This window comes from Nocardia sp. NPDC049707, from assembly GCF_040674855.1.
GTDB lineage: Bacteria > Actinomycetota > Actinomycetes > Mycobacteriales > Mycobacteriaceae > Nocardia.
In genome coordinates this window covers 334,683-351,185 of the sequence record NZ_JBFANN010000003.1, presented here as the reverse complement: position 1 = coordinate 351,185, position 16,503 = coordinate 334,683, and the positions used below count along the sequence as shown (strand labels likewise).

The 16,503-nt window shown below is 63.4% G+C and carries 16 protein-coding genes and 1 pseudogene; 15 read left to right on the top strand and 2 right to left on the bottom strand.

What is annotated here, in order from left to right; translation table 11 throughout:
* Positions 1 to 70 precede the first annotated feature (70 nt).
* Positions 71 to 946 carry an LLM class F420-dependent oxidoreductase gene (locus AB0J29_RS05950; protein ID WP_364779905.1) on the bottom strand — a complete coding sequence of 292 codons (876 nt, stop codon included), beginning with the start codon at positions 944 to 946 and terminating at the stop codon, positions 71 to 73.
* A gap of 140 nt (positions 947 to 1,086) precedes the next feature.
* On the bottom strand, positions 1,087 to 1,806 hold the full coding sequence (locus tag AB0J29_RS05945; RefSeq protein WP_364779902.1) for a peptidylprolyl isomerase: 720 nt from the start codon (positions 1,804 to 1,806) through the stop codon (positions 1,087 to 1,089).
* A gap of 413 nt (positions 1,807 to 2,219) precedes the next feature.
* Here AB0J29_RS05945 and AB0J29_RS05940 point away from each other — a divergent pair, with 413 nt between their 5' ends.
* The 15 genes and pseudogenes from AB0J29_RS05940 (at position 2,220) to AB0J29_RS05870 (ending at position 16,447) form a co-directional block, all read left to right on the top strand.
* On the top strand, positions 2,220 to 3,962 hold the full coding sequence (locus AB0J29_RS05940; RefSeq protein ID WP_364780018.1) for a CocE/NonD family hydrolase: 1,743 nt from the start codon (positions 2,220 to 2,222) through the stop codon (positions 3,960 to 3,962).
* A 136-nt stretch (positions 3,963 to 4,098) separates the two neighbouring features.
* On the top strand, positions 4,099 to 4,935 hold the full coding sequence (locus AB0J29_RS05935) for a nitrilase-related carbon-nitrogen hydrolase (RefSeq protein WP_364779899.1): 837 nt from the start codon (positions 4,099 to 4,101) through the stop codon (positions 4,933 to 4,935).
* 16 nt (positions 4,936 to 4,951) lie between these two features.
* A complete protein-coding gene (gene hydA, locus AB0J29_RS05930) occupies positions 4,952 to 6,373 on the top strand; it encodes a dihydropyrimidinase (RefSeq protein WP_364779896.1) in 1,422 nt (473 codons plus the stop codon).
* Positions 6,374 to 6,423: 50 nt separating this feature from the next.
* Positions 6,424 to 7,461, top strand: coding sequence for a TIGR03842 family LLM class F420-dependent oxidoreductase (locus AB0J29_RS05925; RefSeq protein ID WP_364779893.1), 1,038 nt, complete (start codon positions 6,424 to 6,426; stop codon positions 7,459 to 7,461).
* 226 nt (positions 7,462 to 7,687) lie between these two features.
* Positions 7,688 to 8,842 (top strand): TetR/AcrR family transcriptional regulator, encoded by a 1,155-nt coding sequence (locus tag AB0J29_RS05920; protein ID WP_364779890.1) that lies wholly within the window; start codon positions 7,688 to 7,690, stop codon positions 8,840 to 8,842.
* 302 nt (positions 8,843 to 9,144) lie between these two features.
* On the top strand, positions 9,145 to 10,032 hold the full coding sequence (locus AB0J29_RS05915) for an enoyl-CoA hydratase (protein WP_364779887.1): 888 nt from the start codon (positions 9,145 to 9,147) through the stop codon (positions 10,030 to 10,032).
* 58 nt (positions 10,033 to 10,090) lie between these two features.
* A pseudogene (locus AB0J29_RS05910) lies at positions 10,091 to 10,391 on the top strand (hypothetical protein); the annotation flags it as partial.
* A 250-nt stretch (positions 10,392 to 10,641) separates the two neighbouring features.
* Complete coding sequence (locus AB0J29_RS05905; RefSeq protein ID WP_364779884.1) at positions 10,642 to 11,835, top strand: lipid-transfer protein; 1,194 nt, start codon at positions 10,642 to 10,644, stop codon at positions 11,833 to 11,835.
* The gene (locus AB0J29_RS05900) at positions 11,832 to 12,296 is read left to right on the top strand and encodes a MaoC family dehydratase N-terminal domain-containing protein (RefSeq protein ID WP_364779881.1); all 465 of its coding nucleotides are present in this window, start codon (positions 11,832 to 11,834) and stop codon (positions 12,294 to 12,296) included. The genes AB0J29_RS05905 and AB0J29_RS05900 overlap by 4 nt, the downstream gene beginning before the upstream one ends.
* Complete coding sequence (locus tag AB0J29_RS05895; protein WP_364779878.1) at positions 12,293 to 12,703, top strand: MaoC/PaaZ C-terminal domain-containing protein; 411 nt, start codon at positions 12,293 to 12,295, stop codon at positions 12,701 to 12,703. Before AB0J29_RS05900 ends, AB0J29_RS05895 begins: the two co-directional genes overlap by 4 nt.
* Before the next feature lie 28 nt (positions 12,704 to 12,731).
* Positions 12,732 to 13,559 carry an SDR family oxidoreductase gene (locus AB0J29_RS05890; RefSeq protein WP_364779875.1) on the top strand — a complete coding sequence of 276 codons (828 nt, stop codon included), beginning with the start codon at positions 12,732 to 12,734 and terminating at the stop codon, positions 13,557 to 13,559.
* A 71-nt stretch (positions 13,560 to 13,630) separates the two neighbouring features.
* Positions 13,631 to 14,008 carry an enoyl-CoA hydratase/isomerase family protein gene (locus tag AB0J29_RS05885; protein ID WP_364780015.1) on the top strand — a complete coding sequence of 126 codons (378 nt, stop codon included), beginning with the start codon at positions 13,631 to 13,633 and terminating at the stop codon, positions 14,006 to 14,008.
* Entirely contained in the window at positions 13,891 to 14,421 is a 531-nt protein-coding gene (locus AB0J29_RS05880; protein WP_364779872.1) for an enoyl-CoA hydratase-related protein, read from the top strand. Before AB0J29_RS05885 ends, AB0J29_RS05880 begins: the two co-directional genes overlap by 118 nt.
* Positions 14,422 to 14,443: 22 nt before the next feature.
* Positions 14,444 to 15,586 carry an acyl-CoA dehydrogenase family protein gene (locus AB0J29_RS05875; RefSeq protein WP_364779869.1) on the top strand — a complete coding sequence of 381 codons (1,143 nt, stop codon included), beginning with the start codon at positions 14,444 to 14,446 and terminating at the stop codon, positions 15,584 to 15,586.
* 30 nt (positions 15,587 to 15,616) lie between these two features.
* Positions 15,617 to 16,447 carry an SDR family oxidoreductase gene (locus tag AB0J29_RS05870; protein WP_364779866.1) on the top strand — a complete coding sequence of 277 codons (831 nt, stop codon included), beginning with the start codon at positions 15,617 to 15,619 and terminating at the stop codon, positions 16,445 to 16,447.
* Positions 16,448 to 16,503 lie beyond the last annotated feature (56 nt).

The following is a 16,503-nucleotide window of genomic DNA, read 5'->3' as shown; positions in this document are numbered from 1 at the left end:
ACGGCACATGTCCATTCGCCGCATGGCCCACGCGATGCATAGTGGCGAAAGGACGTGTGCCGTAAGGCCGCTAACCGAGTTCGGCGAGTTGGGGTACCGCCGGTGCCATGCTCTCGATCCACGCTGCCGGGGACGCGGTGGTCGGGGTAATGATCACGGTGTGCACGCCGAGCTTGGCGTAATCGGCCATCTGCCGGACGAATTCGTCGCGATTGTCCGGATTTGGGCGCGGATTATTGGCGCTGATGGTGATGCGGATATCGTCGAAATCGCGCCCGACATCGTCGCAATGCCGACGCAGGACGTCGAGTTTGTGGCCGACATCCTCGGGGGCGGAACCGAAGAGGTTGCAGGCGTCGCCGTACTGCGCCACCAGCCGCAGCGTCTTGCGTTCGCCGCCACCACCGATGAGTACCTTGGGCCGGTTGATCGGCTGCGGCGAGCACAGCGTCTCGGCCAGCTGGTAGTACTTGCCATCGAAGGGGCCGTTGTTCTGCGGGTCCCACATCTGCTGACAGATTCGTAGTGTCTCCTCCAGCCGCTCGAACCGTTCGGCGATCGGCGGGAACTGCACACCGAGCCCGCGATGCTCGCGCTCGAACCACGCAGCGCCGATGCCGAGCACGGCGCGGCCGCCGGATAGGACATCGACGGTGGTGACGATCTTGGCGAGCAGGCCGGGATGCCGGTAGGTCACACCCGTGACCAGGAGGCCGAGGTCGATGCGGGAGGTGTGCGCGGCCAGGTAGCCGAGGGTGGTGTAGCCCTCCAACATATTGGCCTCGGCTGGGAGGCCGGTCGGTTCGATCTGGAAGTAGTGGTCCATGAACGACAGCCAGGTCGCACCGGCTGCCTCCGCCGCGGCCCCGACCCTGGCCAACTCGCCGGCAATGGCGGTAGTGCCGCCCTCGATGTCGAATATTGGTAGGTGAAAACCGAGTTCCATGAAATGATCCCCTGGCACTAGACGATTTTGCACCGCCAACGCTATGACCTGGAGTGCGCTCCAAGTCAAGCACTTCTGCGGGGTCGCCGAAGACCGATGGCGGTGTCGCCATGGACGACACCGCCATCAGCTTATGTCGATCAGCCCTGAGCGGTTGTCACCGAATTCAGGACGACATCGGCGTTCGGACGACCGTCGTCACCGCCGGCTACGCCCGCATCGGCGACGCGCTGCAGGACGTCCAGACCGCCGGTGATCTTGCCGAACGGGGTGTATTCCGGCGGCAGCTTGGTGTCCTTGTAGACCAGGAAGAACTGGCTGCCATTGGTGTCGGGACCGGCATTGGCCATCGCGACCGTGCCCGCCGGATAGGTGGCGCCGTCCAAGTTCTCGTTCGGGAACTGGTAGCCCGGACCGCCCGTGCCGGTGGCGGTGGGATCACCGCATTGCAGGACGTAGATGCCCGAGGTGGTCATGCGGTGGCACTGGGTGTGGTCGAAATACTTCTGCCCCGCCAGAAAGACGAAGGAGTTCACCGTGCGCGGTGCGTGGGCCGCCTCCAAGGCGATATTCACTGTGCCGCAGGTGGTTTCCAGCTGTGCCGTGTACTTCGCGCCAGGGTCGATCGTCATCGCGGGCTCGGTGGCCCACTGCTTGTTCTCAGGCTTGGCCGAATCGGGCGCCACGCATCCGGCGACCGGTGTCCCCGGATCCGCCGATACCCCGCCTGCGGCGAAGATCGCGAGGGTGGTGCCGACGGCGAGTACACCGAGGCCTCGTAGCAGGGCAGTCCCGATTCTGCGATGCTGCCCGGTGGGCTGATGGTGGTCGAATTGCCGCGCCTGCACGTCACTGCTCACCGGTCGAAGTCTCCTTCTGTTGTGTATCGCATCGGTCGATGCTGAGCGGATCATTCCATCTCGAAGGCTTCAGCGGAACGAGATGCGTATTGCGACCGTGTGGCAATGAAGATCCGCGGATGTGTGGCGACTGATCGGATAGCATGGCTGCGACGGAGGTGCATCTGATCGGCAAACTGGTTCGGCACGCATCGACTCTCCGGTGACATGGCCTCCATTGGAGGTGCATCGACTTGTCCGGGTATGTATTCGGGGTTCTTCGCTGGTGTACCGCGGTGGCTTGTGTCGGCGTACTGGTGGGTGGTTGCACGACGAGCACCGATACGAAATCGACCTCGCAAACGGGTACCTGGCCGCCGAATGACGACCGTGGCCACTGTGCGGTCGACAAGCAGGCCGACGTCCCGGCGACGATGCGCGACGGCACGGTGCTGCGCGCTGACGTGTACCGTCCGCAGGCCAGAGATTCGGTGCCGGTGCTCCTGATGCGCACCCAGTACGGCAAGGCCGCCGCGCAGATCCAGCCCTCGCGCTATCGCACTCCCGACTGGTTCGCCTCGCACTGCTATCTGGTGGTCATTCAGGACGTCCGTGGTATCGGCAGCTCCGACGGCACATTCACCGAGTTCGGCAATGACACCCACGATGGCTACGACACCGTGGAATGGGCCGCGCAATTGCCCGGTTCGAACGGCAAGGTCGGCATGTACGGCTCGTCGTATGTCGGTGCGACACAATGGCTCGCCGCCATCGAGACGCCGCCGCACCTGGCCACGATCGTGCCCGCGAATACTGCCTCCGACTATTACGACGGTTGGACCTACGAAGGCGGGGCCTTCCGGCTCGGCTTCGTCGAACCGTGGGCCATGGGCACCATCGGCCTGGAATCCGCCGAACAACGACGCGATAAGGCCACCGCCGACCAGCTGCGCACGGATATGCAGAACATCACCTCGTGGCTGAATTACCGTCCCTACCAAGACTTTCCGCCGCTGCAGCCGGATAATCCGGCCGTCGCACCGTGGTACTTCGACTGGATCCGCAACTCGACGCGCAACGACTACTGGAAGCAGTGGAGCATCCGCGACCGCTACCCGAATGTGCGGGTGCCGGTGCTCGATATCGAGGGCTGGTACGACGCATTCCTCGCGGGCGGCATCGAGAACTTCACCGGAATGGTCGAGCGCGGCGCCGCACCCGCACGACAGAACCAGCGATTGGTAATCGGTCCCTGGGACCACCTCGGCTGGGGACGACCCACCTCGATGATCGCGCCCCGGCTCGAGCAACTCGGCCCGGTCGGTGACAGTCCGATCAACGAGCTGATGCTGGCGTGGTTCGACCACTTCCTCGAGGGCGCCGACAGCGGTGTGGCGGGCAAACCTCGTGTCGACTACTACCTCATGGGCGCCAATCGCTGGAAGTCGGCATCGAATTGGCCACTGCCGCAAACACAATGGAAGGAATACTTCTTCGCCGAAAGCGGCGCCAACGGCGCTGCCGGACGAATCGGCAAACTCGTCGAGCACGCGCCGAGCGGGCCGGCCGCGGTCGACCGCTATGTTTACGACCCGGCGTCACCCGCACCGAGTATCGGCGGACATTCGTGCTGTTCGGTCGGATCGGGTCCACAAGGCCCGTTCGACCAGACCACGGTCGAGCAGCGTTCGGATGTGCTCACCTACAGCACCGACCCGCTGAGCGCCGATACCGAGGTCACCGGCCCGATCACCGTGAGACTATGGGCCTCGTCCACTGCGCCGGATACCGACTTCGTCGCGCGGCTGGAGGTCGTCGGACCCGATGGGTCGGCCGTCAACCTCAACAATGGCATCATCCGTGCCGCGTTCCGGGATTCCGTGTCCGATCCGACCCCGTTGGTGCCCGGCCAGCCTTATGCGTTCACCATCAAGATCTGGCCGACCAGCTACCAGTTCAAGGCAGGCGATCGGATCCGGGTCGCCATCAGCAGCAGTGACTATCCGCAGTATGCGCCGAACCCGAATACCGGTGAACCCTTCGGCGACAGCGCCCGGACCCAGCCCGCGACGCAGACGATCTACCAGGATGCCGAGCACCCGTCATCGGTGGTCGTGCCCATCATCCCGGCCGGTGCGGCCGGGGCGACCAGCTTCGATATCGAGCCGGGATCCTAACCGCGGCGAACGTGACGGTAGGCGGGGCCGCGCTGGTCGCGGGTGCGTGCGGCGGTGAGCGAGGTTTACGGCTACGAAACTGTTTCCGCAATCTAGTAACACAACCGAATTTGATTTCGGTGACGTATAACAAAGCATGGGAATCGTTCGAGCGGCGCTCGTCCAGACCAACTGGACGGGTGATAAAGAGTCCATGATCAAGGCGCATGAGGACTACGCACGCCAGGCCGTCGCACAGGGCGCCAAGGTGATCTGCTTCCAGGAGTTGTTCTACGGTCCGTACTTCTGCCAGTTGCAGGACACGAAGTTCTACGACTACGCGGAATCGGTGCCGGGCCCGACGACGGAGCGATTCGCTGCCCTGGCCAAGGAATTAGGTTTGGTGATGATCCTGCCGGTATATGAACAGGAACAGCCTGGGCTGCTCTACAACACCGCGGCGGTCATCGATGCGGACGGCAGTTACCTCGGTAAATACCGCAAACACCACATTCCGCACGTCAACGGGTTCTGGGAGAAGTTCTACTTCCGGCCCGGAAATCTGGGCTGGCCGGTCTTCGATACCGCGGTCGGCAAGGTCGGCGTCTACATCTGTTATGACCGGCATTTCCCGGAAGGCTGGCGCGCCCTGGGCCTGGCGGGCGCGGAAATCGTATTCAACCCCTCCGCGACCTCGCGCGGCCTGTCCGGTTACCTGTGGAAGTTGGAGCAACCGGCCTCGGCGGTCGCCAACGAATATTTCATCGGCGCCATCAACCGGGTCGGCATCGAGGAATACGGGGAGGACGATTTCTACGGAACCAGCTATTTCGTGGATCCGGAAGGTAAATTCGTCGGAGAGGTCGCCTCGGATACCGATCCCGAACTGGTGGTCCGTGACCTCGATATGGATCTGATCAAGGTGGTGCGCGACCGCTGGGCGTTCTATCGCGATCGCCGCCCCGATGCCTACGGACCGCTGGTGGCTCCCTGAGGCTGGTGATATCGGTATGGCGAAGATATTCATTCACGGCGGCACGGTGGTCTCGGCCACTGGATCGCAATTGCTCGATGTACTCGTCGACGGTGAGATCATTGTCGCCGTCCTGCAACCCGGTGCCATCGTATTGGGCGCGAATCTTGCCGAATCCGCCGATATCGTCATCGACGCGACCGCGAAATATGTGATTCCCGGCGGCGTGGACGGCCATACCCATATGCAGCTGCCCTTCGGCGGCACCGAGGCCTCGGACACCTTCGAGACCGGTACCCGCGCCGCCGCCTGGGGTGGTACCACGACCATTGTCGACTTCGCGGTGCAGAAGCCGGGGGAGCGGCTGCAGGACACCCTCGGTCTGTGGCACGAGAAGGCCGCGGGCAACTGTGCGATCGACTACGGCTTCCACCAGATCATCGGTGAGGTGAACGACGAATCCCTCGAGGGGATGAGCGAATTGGTGGCCGAAGGTGTCACCAGCTTCAAGTTGTTCATGGCCTATCCGGGTGTCTTCTACTCCGACGACGGTCAGATCCTGCGGGCCATGCAATCGGCCGGCGAGCTCGGTGCGCTGCTGATGATGCACGCGGAGAACGGCATTGCCATCGATGTGCTGGTCGAGCAGGCGCTGGCCCGCGGTGAGACCGCGCCGTACTACCACGGTGTCACCCGGCCGTGGCAGATGGAGGAAGAGGCGACCCATCGCGCGATCATGTTGGCGCAGTTGACGAATGCGCCGCTGTATGTCGTCCATGTGTCGGCCGAGCAGGCGATGGAGCAGATCGCGATCGCACGGGGCAACGGGCAGAACGTCTTCGGTGAAACCTGTCCGCAATATCTGTACCTATCGCTCGAAGAGCATTTGGGCGCACCAGGTTTCGAGGGGGCGAAATGGGTGTGCTCGACGCCGCTGCGCGCGAAGGCAGAGGGACATCAAGACGAGCTGTGGCGCTATATTCGGACCGGTGATGTCACATCGGTGAGCGCCGACCACTGCCCCTTCTGCATGAAGGATCAGAAAGAGCTGGGGCTAGGCGATTTCAGCAAGATCCCGAATGGCATCGGCGGCGTCGAACATCGGATGGATCTGATGTTCCAGGGCGTCAAGAACGGGCTGATCGCACCGGAGCGCTGGGTCGAGGTCTGTTGCACCACTCCGGCGCGCATGTTCGGCATGTATCCGCACAAGGGCGTCATCAGTCCGGGCGCCGATGCCGACATCGTCATCTATGACCCGAACGGGCACACCAGCATCGGGTTCGGCAAGACCCACCACATGAATATGGATCATTCGGCGTGGGAGGGCTTCGAGATCGACGGACACGTCGACACAGTGCTCTCGCGCGGTCGCGTGATCGTCGATGACGGTGCCTATCTGGGCAGTGCCGGTCACGGCCGGTTCATCGCCCGTGAACTGTCGCAGAATCTGATCTGAGAATGGCCTGATTCGACCGGCAATGGCCTGATTGAAATGGAGAGTGCCGCATGGATATCGGTGTGGTGCTGCAATGCACGCCTCCCGCGTCGCGGGTGGTCGAACTGGCCAGACAAGCGGAGACATACGGCTTTTCGCATGTATGGACCTTCGATTCGCACCTGCTGTGGCAGGAGCCCTATGTCATCCACAGCCAGATTCTGGCTGCCACCCGCAAAGTGGTCGTCGGCCCGATGGTCACCAATCCGGCCACCAGGGACTGGACGGTAACCGCGTCGACCTTCGCGACGCTCAACGATATGTTCGGCAACCGCACCATCTGCGGGATCGGCCGCGGCGACTCCGCAGTGCGCACCCTCGGCGGCAAGCCGACCACCTTGGCGACCCTGCGCGAATCCATCGAGGTGATCAGGGAACTCGGCAACGGTCGCAGCGCCCGCCTCGGCGACACCGTGGTGCGCTTCCCGTGGGCGAGCGCCTCTCGGCTCGAGGTGTGGGTGGCCGGATACGGTCCGCGCGCACTCGCACTGACCGGCGAGGTCGCCGACGGATTCATTCTGCAACTTGCCGACCCGGATATCACCGCTTGGACGATCGCCCGGGTGCGGGCGGCCGCCGAGAAGGCGGGGCGTGCGCCCGGAGCGGTGAAGATTTGTGTGGCGGCGCCGGCCTACGTCACCGACGGGTCCGATGCCGCGATGGCACATGCTCGGGAACAGTGCCGCTGGTTCGGCGGCATGGTCGGCAATCATGTCGCCGATATCGTCGCGAAATACGGTAGTTACGGCGATATTCCGGCCGCGCTCACCGACTACATCGTGGGTCGTCAGGGCTATGACTACAACGAGCACGGCCGCGCGGGCAGTGCCCATGCCGAATTCGTGCCGGATGCCATCGTGGACCGCTTCTGTGTGATCGGCACGCCCGATGAGCAGTTGGTCCGGCTGCACGAGCTGGAGAGGTTGGGTGTCGATCAGTTCGCGGTCTATCTCCAGCACGATGCCAAGACCGCTACATTGGCGGTGTACGGGGAGTCGGTGCTGCCCAGGCTGGCGCATCCGGTCACGGCGACGGCCGGTGCCGAGTGATCGGGGGTGGTCGCGGTGTCGACAGGTGATCGATGCGGCGGGGCTGTGCGGGCGCGGCAGGTCGGCTACGCGATCGGTGTACTCGTGCTGGTGGTCGCGGTCGGCAGCTGGTGAAGCACCTCATGGCCGAGCGCGGGGGCTTCGAGTGATGTCATCTGTGACGGGCCGAGTTCGGCTGGGCGCCCTGTAAGCTTGCGACTTCGGTGCGAACAGGTCAGGGGTGTCGATGAGCGCGGAGTCTGCCACAGGCGTCAGGCGCCGTCCCCCGAACCGCAAGGAACAGATTCTGGAATCGGCCCGGACATTGATCGTTGAGGGGGGGTCGCGCAATGTATCGATGGCCCAGATTGCCAGCAGGGTCGGAATCACTGCGGGTGCCCTCTATCGGCATTTTGCCAATAAGGCTGTGCTCATCGAAGCCGTGATCGAGGCGAGCTTCGATGAGGTCTCGCCGACCTTCGGTCAGGGACGCAACCTGTCGGAAACGCTCGGGGAGGTCTGTTCTCTGGCTGCGACCCGGCGCGAAGTGGGAGCCCTCTGGTGGCAAGAAGCGGGGAGTCTTCCTATCGACGCCAGGACGGCGCTCCGCGACCGGCTTCGTTGGATCAACCAGCGTTACGCAGAGCTGATTCGGATCGAGCGGCCGGATCTGCCGGACGGGGGACCCGAGCTGCTCGCCTGGGGTATCCAGTCCCTGCTGGCCAGTACGAGTTCCTATAAGACGCGGATGTCCGAACCGGAGTTCAGCGGGCTGCTCACCGCCGCATGCTGGTCGCTGTGTCATGCGCAGGTTGCGCCGCCACGTCGACGGTCGAGTGAACGTGGCGGCAGGTTGGAGCCGGTATCCAAACGGGAGCGGCTACTTGGGCACGCGATCGAACTGTTCGGGGAAAACGGCTACGACATGACCGGTCTCGATGACATCGGCACCGCCGCAGGGGTGACCGGGCCCAATCTGTACAGCTACTTCGAGAGCAAGTCGGAAATCCTGGAGGCGGCGGTCGAACGCGCGACCGCGGCGTTGTGGCTGTTGCTGCATGGTGTACTGCGCCAGCATGACGATCCGCGAGCCGCGTTGACATCACTAGTATCCGGCTACGTCGAACTGGCCTTGGATCGGACCATCCTGACGTCCGTGCTGCAGGCTGATCGACCGGCCTTGTCGGATTCGGCCCGAGCGCGGGAACGCGAGTATGTCGCCGAGTGGACGGCGCTGCTCCAGGCGGCTCGCCCGGATCTGGCCGGCGCCCGGGCGAGAGTGCTCGTGCACAGCGCCTTGGGCGTGATCCATGCGATGGCCCGAATCGACCATCTTCGCGACAACACGAGATTCCCGGACGGCTTGGCCGCCATCGCGCTCGCCGTCTTGTTCGCCGCCTGACGCCTGCCAGCGAATCTGACGCAGTCACCTATTCCCCATGAAGTAAATCTCTGTTAAGCTAGCCGTGAAATCGGAGATGGCGGGGCGTGCGGTTGCGGTCGGTAACCTCCTTTAGGTCCTATCTAGTGCTGATAGGTGCCAGGTAACTGTTTCGATATGTTGGACGCAAACTGACGTCTGAGCATAAGTAAATAGACAATAAGTTGAAATTCGACTCAAGGTGATGTCGGCGGCATCGCTCGATTCGGCTCGGGTCGGCGACTCGGTCGAACGGCGATCCCCCCGAAGAAGCAGGAGAAACGATGGACGACAGCCAGCCGCGGTCAGTGGCGGAGGGAGAGCTCGGCTCTCGGTGTATTCGGCAGGAGCGACCTGCGCCCAGTGTGGCGCGGATCGTGCTCGCGCGGCCGGACAAGCGCAACGCGCAGAGTCCCGAGCTGCTGTACGAGTTGGACCACGCTTTCGCCGCGGCCGTGGCGGACAGCGGAGTAAAGGTCATCATCCTGGCGGCGGATGGCCCGGATTTCTCGTCCGGCCATGATTTGGCGGCGGGGTTCTCGTTGCCATGTGCACCGGTAGCGACGTTGCAGTCCGGGCTAGGCTCTGATGGGATCGAGGGTCACTACGCTTTCGAGTGCGAGGCATATCTGGGGTTGTGTCGTCGTTGGCGCGAGATACCGAAGCCGACGATTGTTCAAGCCCAGGGGCGGACGATTGCGGGCGGATTGATGCTGCTGTGGCCGATGGATCTCATCGTGGCCGCAGAGAATGCGACATTCAGCGATCCCGTCGCCGCGTTCGGTGTGAACGGCGTGGAGTACTTCGCACACGCTTGGGAACTAGGTGCGCGCAAGGCGAAGGAGCTGCTGTTCACGGGTCGTGCGTTCACCGCCCAGGAGGCGCATCAGGCCGGAATGGTCAACCACGTCGTCGCGTTGGATGATCTCGAGGAGTTCACCCTGGGCCTGGCGTCGCGGATAGCCGGGCAGCCGGAGTTCGGGCTGCGCCTTGCCAAGGAGAGTGTCAATCGCAGCATCGATGCGCAAGGGCAGCCGATGGCGATGGATTCCGCGTTCGCGCTGCACAATCTCGGGCACGCCGGGAACCTGGCTCGCTACGGGCAGCTGGCGTATCCCGCGGGCGCTGAGACTATCAGGGCAAACGCGCGCCGCACTGCGAGTCCGTCATGACGGGGCCAGCCGGTCTGCGAGTCGTCGAACTCGCCGGCATCGGGCCCGGCCCGCCCGGGCCCTGAGCGGCATTCTGGATTGCGTCGGCCGCGCACGGGATCGGCCGGTACCACCGCTGAATTTGGTGGGTGATTTCGGCGGGGGATCGATATTCCTGGTGGTCGCGGTGCTTGCTGCGTTGTGGGAGTGAGAGCTTGGGTCTTGATCCCAGTCGGTTGCCAGGCCGGTGGGATCGTGGCCGATGGCCGGAGTTGCGAACGGCACTGGAGATGGCCTTCGCCATGCGCACTCGAGATGAATGGGCGGAGACATTCGCCGAGGCAGACGACTGTGTCACGCCGATTCTCACCTTCGACGAAGCTCTCGACCACAAGCGCAATCGTTTTCAGCAGGCCTTCGACTGCACTGGTGGAGTCGATCAAGCGGCATCCGCACCGTTTTCTCGCGGCGCCCTACGAACCCCGCCCGCCGCTGTGTCGAACGCAGCGCTCGGTCATCAGCCTATGGCGTCGTACGCCCGCCCAGGCCGCCCGAACAGCCCTTGGCACGGACGCTGCCGGACCGACAAGTAATGAAATTCAAACGATGAGCACGGATGGATCCAACACAATGACGAATAAGGTACTTGTCCTGGGTGTCGGGATGACTCCCTTCACCAAACCGAGTCAGAGCTCGACTTATCTGGAGATGGGGCAGGCTGCCGCCCGCGCGGCTCTGGTGGACGCCGGGATTGGCTATGCGGATGTGCAGCAAGCTTATGCCGGATACGTATACGGCGATTCGACATGCGGCCAAGCCGCGCTGTACCAGCTCGCCCAAACGGGCATTCCTGTGGTCAATATCAACAACAATTGCTCGACCGGATCATCGGCGCTGTGGCTGGCCCGCCAGGCGGTAGCGAGCGGAACGGTGGACTGTGCGCTCGCGTTGGGATTCGAACAGATGGTTCCCGGCGCGCTGGGAACTGTCTATTCCGACCGGCCGGGGCCGCTGGAGCGGTTCGAACGAACGCGTGACACCCTGCAAGGAGCCGATCCGCAATCTCCCACTGCGGCCCAGTTCTTCGGCGGCGCCGGGCAGGCCTACGTCGATGAGTTCGGTATTGATCCGGCGATCTTCGCGGAGATCTCGGTCAAAGCGCGCAAGCATGCTGCGAACAACCCCAACGCGGTGTTTCGCACCCCGGTCACGGTGGAGCAGGTGCTCGATTCACCCAGGATCTACGGACCGCTCACTCGGCTGCAATGTTGCCCGCCGACCTGCGGCGCGGCGGCGGCCGTGTTGTGCAGCCCAGAGTTCGCCAAGCGGCACGGAGTGCGTGCCGAGGTCGAAATCGCCGCCCAGAGCTTGAGAACAGACACGCCGAGCACATTCGAATCGAACGACCTCCGCAAGATCGTCGGCTATGACATGACGATCGCCGCCGCGACGGATGTCTACGAGGCATCGGGGGTCGGGCCGGAGGAGATCCAGGTTGTCGAGCTGCACGATTGCTTCACGACGAATGAATTCCTTACCTACGAAGCGCTCGGACTCACGCCCGTCGGCACCGCAGAGCAGTTCATCCGGGACGGGGACAACACCTACGGTGGCCGCGTTGTCACCAATCCGTCCGGCGGGTTGCTGTCGAAAGGCCACCCGCTGGGTGCGACGGGCCTGGCCCAGTGCGCCGAGCTGGTTTGGCAACTCCGTGGCCAAGCCGGCCCACGTCAGGTCGAGGGTGTCGAGCACGCCATGCAGCACAACCTCGGGTTGGGCGGTGCGTGTGTGGTGACCATGTACCAGAAGGTTGGTGGCCGGTGAGCATCAATCGTTCGGCGATTGGGCGCACATATCCGCCTCTGCAGTTGCTCGTGACCCGCAGCCGCCTGCGGAATTTCGCAAAGGCGACGGGGCAATCCGATCCGGTTTACATCGATCTCGATGCCGCTCGCCGCGCAGGGCATCGGGACCTTCCGGTGCCGCCGACGTTCTTCTTCGGCGTCATGCTCGAGTGCCCGAACCCTTCGGAGTTCCTCGAGGAAATCGGCGTCGATATGCGCAATGCGTTGCACGGAGAGCAGCGCTTCGACTACCGCGAGATGGCTTATGCCGGAGACGAGCTCACAGCGACCAGCACGATCGTGGACATTTACGACAAGAAGGCAGGCCAGCTCGAGTTCGTCGTCCGTGACACGGAGATAACCAACCAGAACGCCGCCGCTATTGCCGCACTGCGGACGGTGATGGTGGTTCGCCACCAATCGAACAGGGATTCACAATGACATCAATCGTCGCCGAAGTCGGTTACGAGGTACCGGCACTGAAACTGCCTCCGATCACCCGTACGACACTTGCCCTGTTCGCTGGCGCTTCGGGTGATCACAATCCTCTACACATCGACACCGATGCTGCCAAGGCCGCGGGTTTCGATGACGTATTCAGCCATGGGCTGCTGTCGATGGCCTACCTTGCCCGTCTGCTGACCAACCTGTTCCCGCAAGAACAAATTCGCTCGTACCAGGTTCGATTCGGCGCTATCACACCGGTTTACGCAGAGCCGATCTGTTCCGCGACAGTGGCAGCGATCGAACGTGATGCCTCGGAAACCCGCGCCACCCTCGATCTTCGGGTCGTAATGCCCGACGGCACGGTCACGTTGACCGGCGAAGCCGTTGTGGTCGTCGACTGACCGCACAAGCGAAAGGATCAATCACATCATGGGAAAGCTCACGGGCAAGACCGCCATCATCACAGGCTCGGGACGCGGAATCGGCCGGTCGATCGCGCTCACACTGGCGCGTGAAGGTGCCAATGTCGTCGTCAACGATCTTGACGACGGACCCGCCCAAGAGGTCGTGGGTGAAATCACCGCGGCAGGAGGTAATGCCATTGTCTGTGTAGGCAATGTCGCCGCACCGGACTTCGGCGAACGCTTCGTCGGTGCCGCTACCGCTGAGTTCGGTGGGCTGGACATCATAGTCAACAACGCTGGTTACACGTGGGACACCGTTATTCAGAAGATGGGCGACGAGCAGTGGGACGAGATCCTGGATGTCCACCTCAAGGCCCCGTTCCGGGTGTTGCGCGCTGCCCAGCCGGTCATCAGCAAGGCAGCCAAGAAGGAACGTGAGGCGGGGACGGTCGTGCACCGCAAGGTCGTCAATATCTCGTCGGTCGCCGGTCTGTACGGCAATGCCGGCCAAGTGAACTACTCTTCGGCCAAAGCCGGAATCATCGGGATGACCCGCACCCTGGCCAAGGAATGGGGCCGATACAACGTCAATGTGAATGCGGTGGCGTTCGGGCTTATCGAAACGCGGCTCACCGCTGCCACCGCTGACGGCGACGCGACGGTCGACATCGAAGGCCGCCCCATCCGGGTCGGTGTGAACCCGCAAGTGCTCGCTGCGGTTAAGGCGATGATTCCGCTGGGCCGTGCTGGAACCCCAACGGAAGCAGCCGGCGCCGTTGCGATGCTGACCTACCCCGAATCCGATTACGTCAGCGGCCAGATCATGGTGGCGGGCGGCGGATTCGAAGGGTGAACCCATGATCGACGATACCGGCTTCGACCCAGGCCACATCGCTTCGGCGGCTTCTCGTGGCTGAGGGGTCGATGGAGTCGGCACAGGTCAGAGTGGAGTTTCCCAGTAACGGAGTCGGCATCGTCACGCTGAACCGGCCTCGGCGCCTTAATGCATTGACCGGTCAGATGTTCGCCGACCTCGCGGACGCGTTCCGCGAGGTCGGCCGATCCCGCCGCTGCGGTGTGGCCGTGCTGACCGGTGCGGGCCGCGCGTTTTCCGCAGGAATGGATCTTCGGTCCGGCTCGCCGATGAGGACGCCGCAGATCCCGTTGCCGGAAACTACGCGGCTATGCGACACGCCGTCGACGCGGTTCTGGCGATACGCGAGATACCGCAGCCTGTGGTTGCCGCGGTGCGCGGGCACGCGGTCGGAGCGGGGTTCGCACTCGCCGCCGCGTGCGACATGAGAGTTTGCTCGCCGAATGCCCGGTTCGAAGCGCCGTTCATTGCGCTCGGTGTCAGCGCAGGTGACCTCGGTTTGTCCTGGATGCTGCCGCGGATGATCGGGTTCGGCCGCGCCACCGAACTCTTCTACAGCGGAGGGGGACTCGACGCCGAGACCGCCGCGGATCTCGGTTTCGTCCAGCAGATCGCTGCCGATCCGGTCACCGAGGCGCTGTCCATCGCCAGAGCGATCGCAACCCGGCCGCCACTGGGGGTCCAGATGACCAAGGAACTGCTCGACATGAGTCTCCGCTCAGGCAACCTCCGTGAACACCTCGAACTCGAAATGCGTTCGCAGGTCATCGGGTTGTCCAGCGCCGACCATGCCACGGCAGTCGCCGAATTCGCCGATCGCAAGCGGGCAGCAAACCCATAGCAACGAGCCCGAAAGGTTGAACATGCTACATGCCGTTCCACGCTGGTCCGACCAGGAGACAGAGAGTTTACGCACGACGGCCGCGGCGTTCCTGCGGAAAACGGCCACGCCGCACCTAGCCGATTGGTCGGCTCGCGGGCACGTCGATCGCGACCTGTGGCATGGGGCAGGTGATCTGGGATTGCTGTGTGTCTCGGTTCCCGAAGAGTACGGCGGCGGTGGCGGGACCATCGCGCACGACATGGTGGTCTTCGAGGAGACCGTCCGGGCCGATGCACGCGGATTCGGCAACCTCGTGCACAGCGGCATCGTGGCCCACTACATCCTCGGCCTGGGCACCGAGGAACAGAAGCATCGCTGGCTGCGGGCGATGGCCTCCGGTCGATGCATAGGTGCGCTGGCGATGAGCGAACCGGGCGCAGGGTCCGACGTCGCCTCGATCACCACCCGCGCGAGGCGGGAGGGCGATGGCTTCGTCCTCACTGGCGCAAAGACCTTCATCAGCAACGGCGCCATGTGCGATGTGGTCGTCGTTGCGGCCAAAACCGATTCGCACGCCGGGTCGCATGGAGTGTCACTATTCATTGTCGATACCCGAACGCCGGGCTTTCGGCGAGGACGCACACTGGACAAGATCGGCTGCAAGTCTCAGGACACCGCCGAGCTGTTCTTCGATGATGTGCGAGTCGGAGCGCAGGATCTGCTGGGTCAGGAGAATCAGGGCTTCCAGCACCTGATGGCCAACTTGGCGCAGGAACGCCTGTTGATGGCGCTGGACGCGATCGCCGCGGCGGAAAGAGCGGTCGAACTCGCGATCGAGCACACCCGCGCGCGTCACGCGTATGGGAAACCCCTGTTCGATCTGCAGGGTGTACGGTTCGAACTCGCTGAATGCGCGACGCTGACTTCGGTCACTCGTAGCTTCGTCGACGACTGCGTGGCCGAGCTCCTCAACGGCCGGCTCACCGCAGCACGGGCCGCGATGGCGAAATACTGGGCTACCGACGTGCAAGGCCGCGTCATCGATCGGATGCTGCAACTTTTCGGCGGATATGGCTACATGCTGGAATATCCGATTGCCCAGCTGTACATCGACGCACGATACAGCCGTATTGCCGGTGGCGCCAACGAAGTTATGAAAGACATCATTGCCCGCGCCCTGTGACTGGCCGGGTATTCCTGGGAAGGAACCACAATGAATCTGCACGACGACGTGGCACTCGTCACCGGAGCGGGACGTGGTGTCGGTCGCGCGGTCGCACTGGAACTCGCGTCATTGGGCGCCCATCTGGTCGTCAATGACCTCGATCCACAACCTCTCGCGGAGACTGTGTCCGCGGTGAGGGAGGCCGGTGGTCGCGCCGTGGCTCTGCCTGGCGACATCACCCGCGCCGACTTCGCACCCGCCTTCATTGGTCTCGGTATGAGCACATTCGGCAGGATCGACATCGTGGTGAACAACGCCGGGTGGGCCGACGCGGCAGCAGCGCACAAACTCACCGACGAGCAGTGGAATCAGATGATCGCAGTACATCTACTCGCGCCTTTCCAGATTCTGCGAGCAGCCCACAGGGTCTTTGTTGATCAGGCCAAGGCCGACGACGCCGAGGGTGCACCACGACATCGCAAGGTCGTCAATGTCACTTCCGTCGCCGGTGTCTACGGCGCATCCGGAGTCGCGCACTACGCCGCGGCCAAGGCCGGATTGGTCGGCCTTACTAAGACATTGGCCAAAGAATGGGGCCGCTACCGCGTCAACGTGAACGCTGTAGCCCTCGGGACGATCGATACCCGACTGACCAGACCCCCGTCAGCGAAGGATGCGTTGACCACCACCAGCGGTCGGGTTGTGGCTATCGGGACGGCGGCGGCTGTGCGGGAGCGTCTTATCAACGAATCGCCGTTGCGTCGCCCCGGTCGCCCAGACGAAGCAGCCCGGGCTATCAGCATGCTGTGCACCGCGGCCGCCGACTATGTGACCGGTCACGTGCTGCACTGCGACGGTGGCGCGACAGCGACAGTGTAAACCCCCCGATCCGAACGTCGCGACGCCGTTCGGATCGAAGTTCACCGAGGAGGATG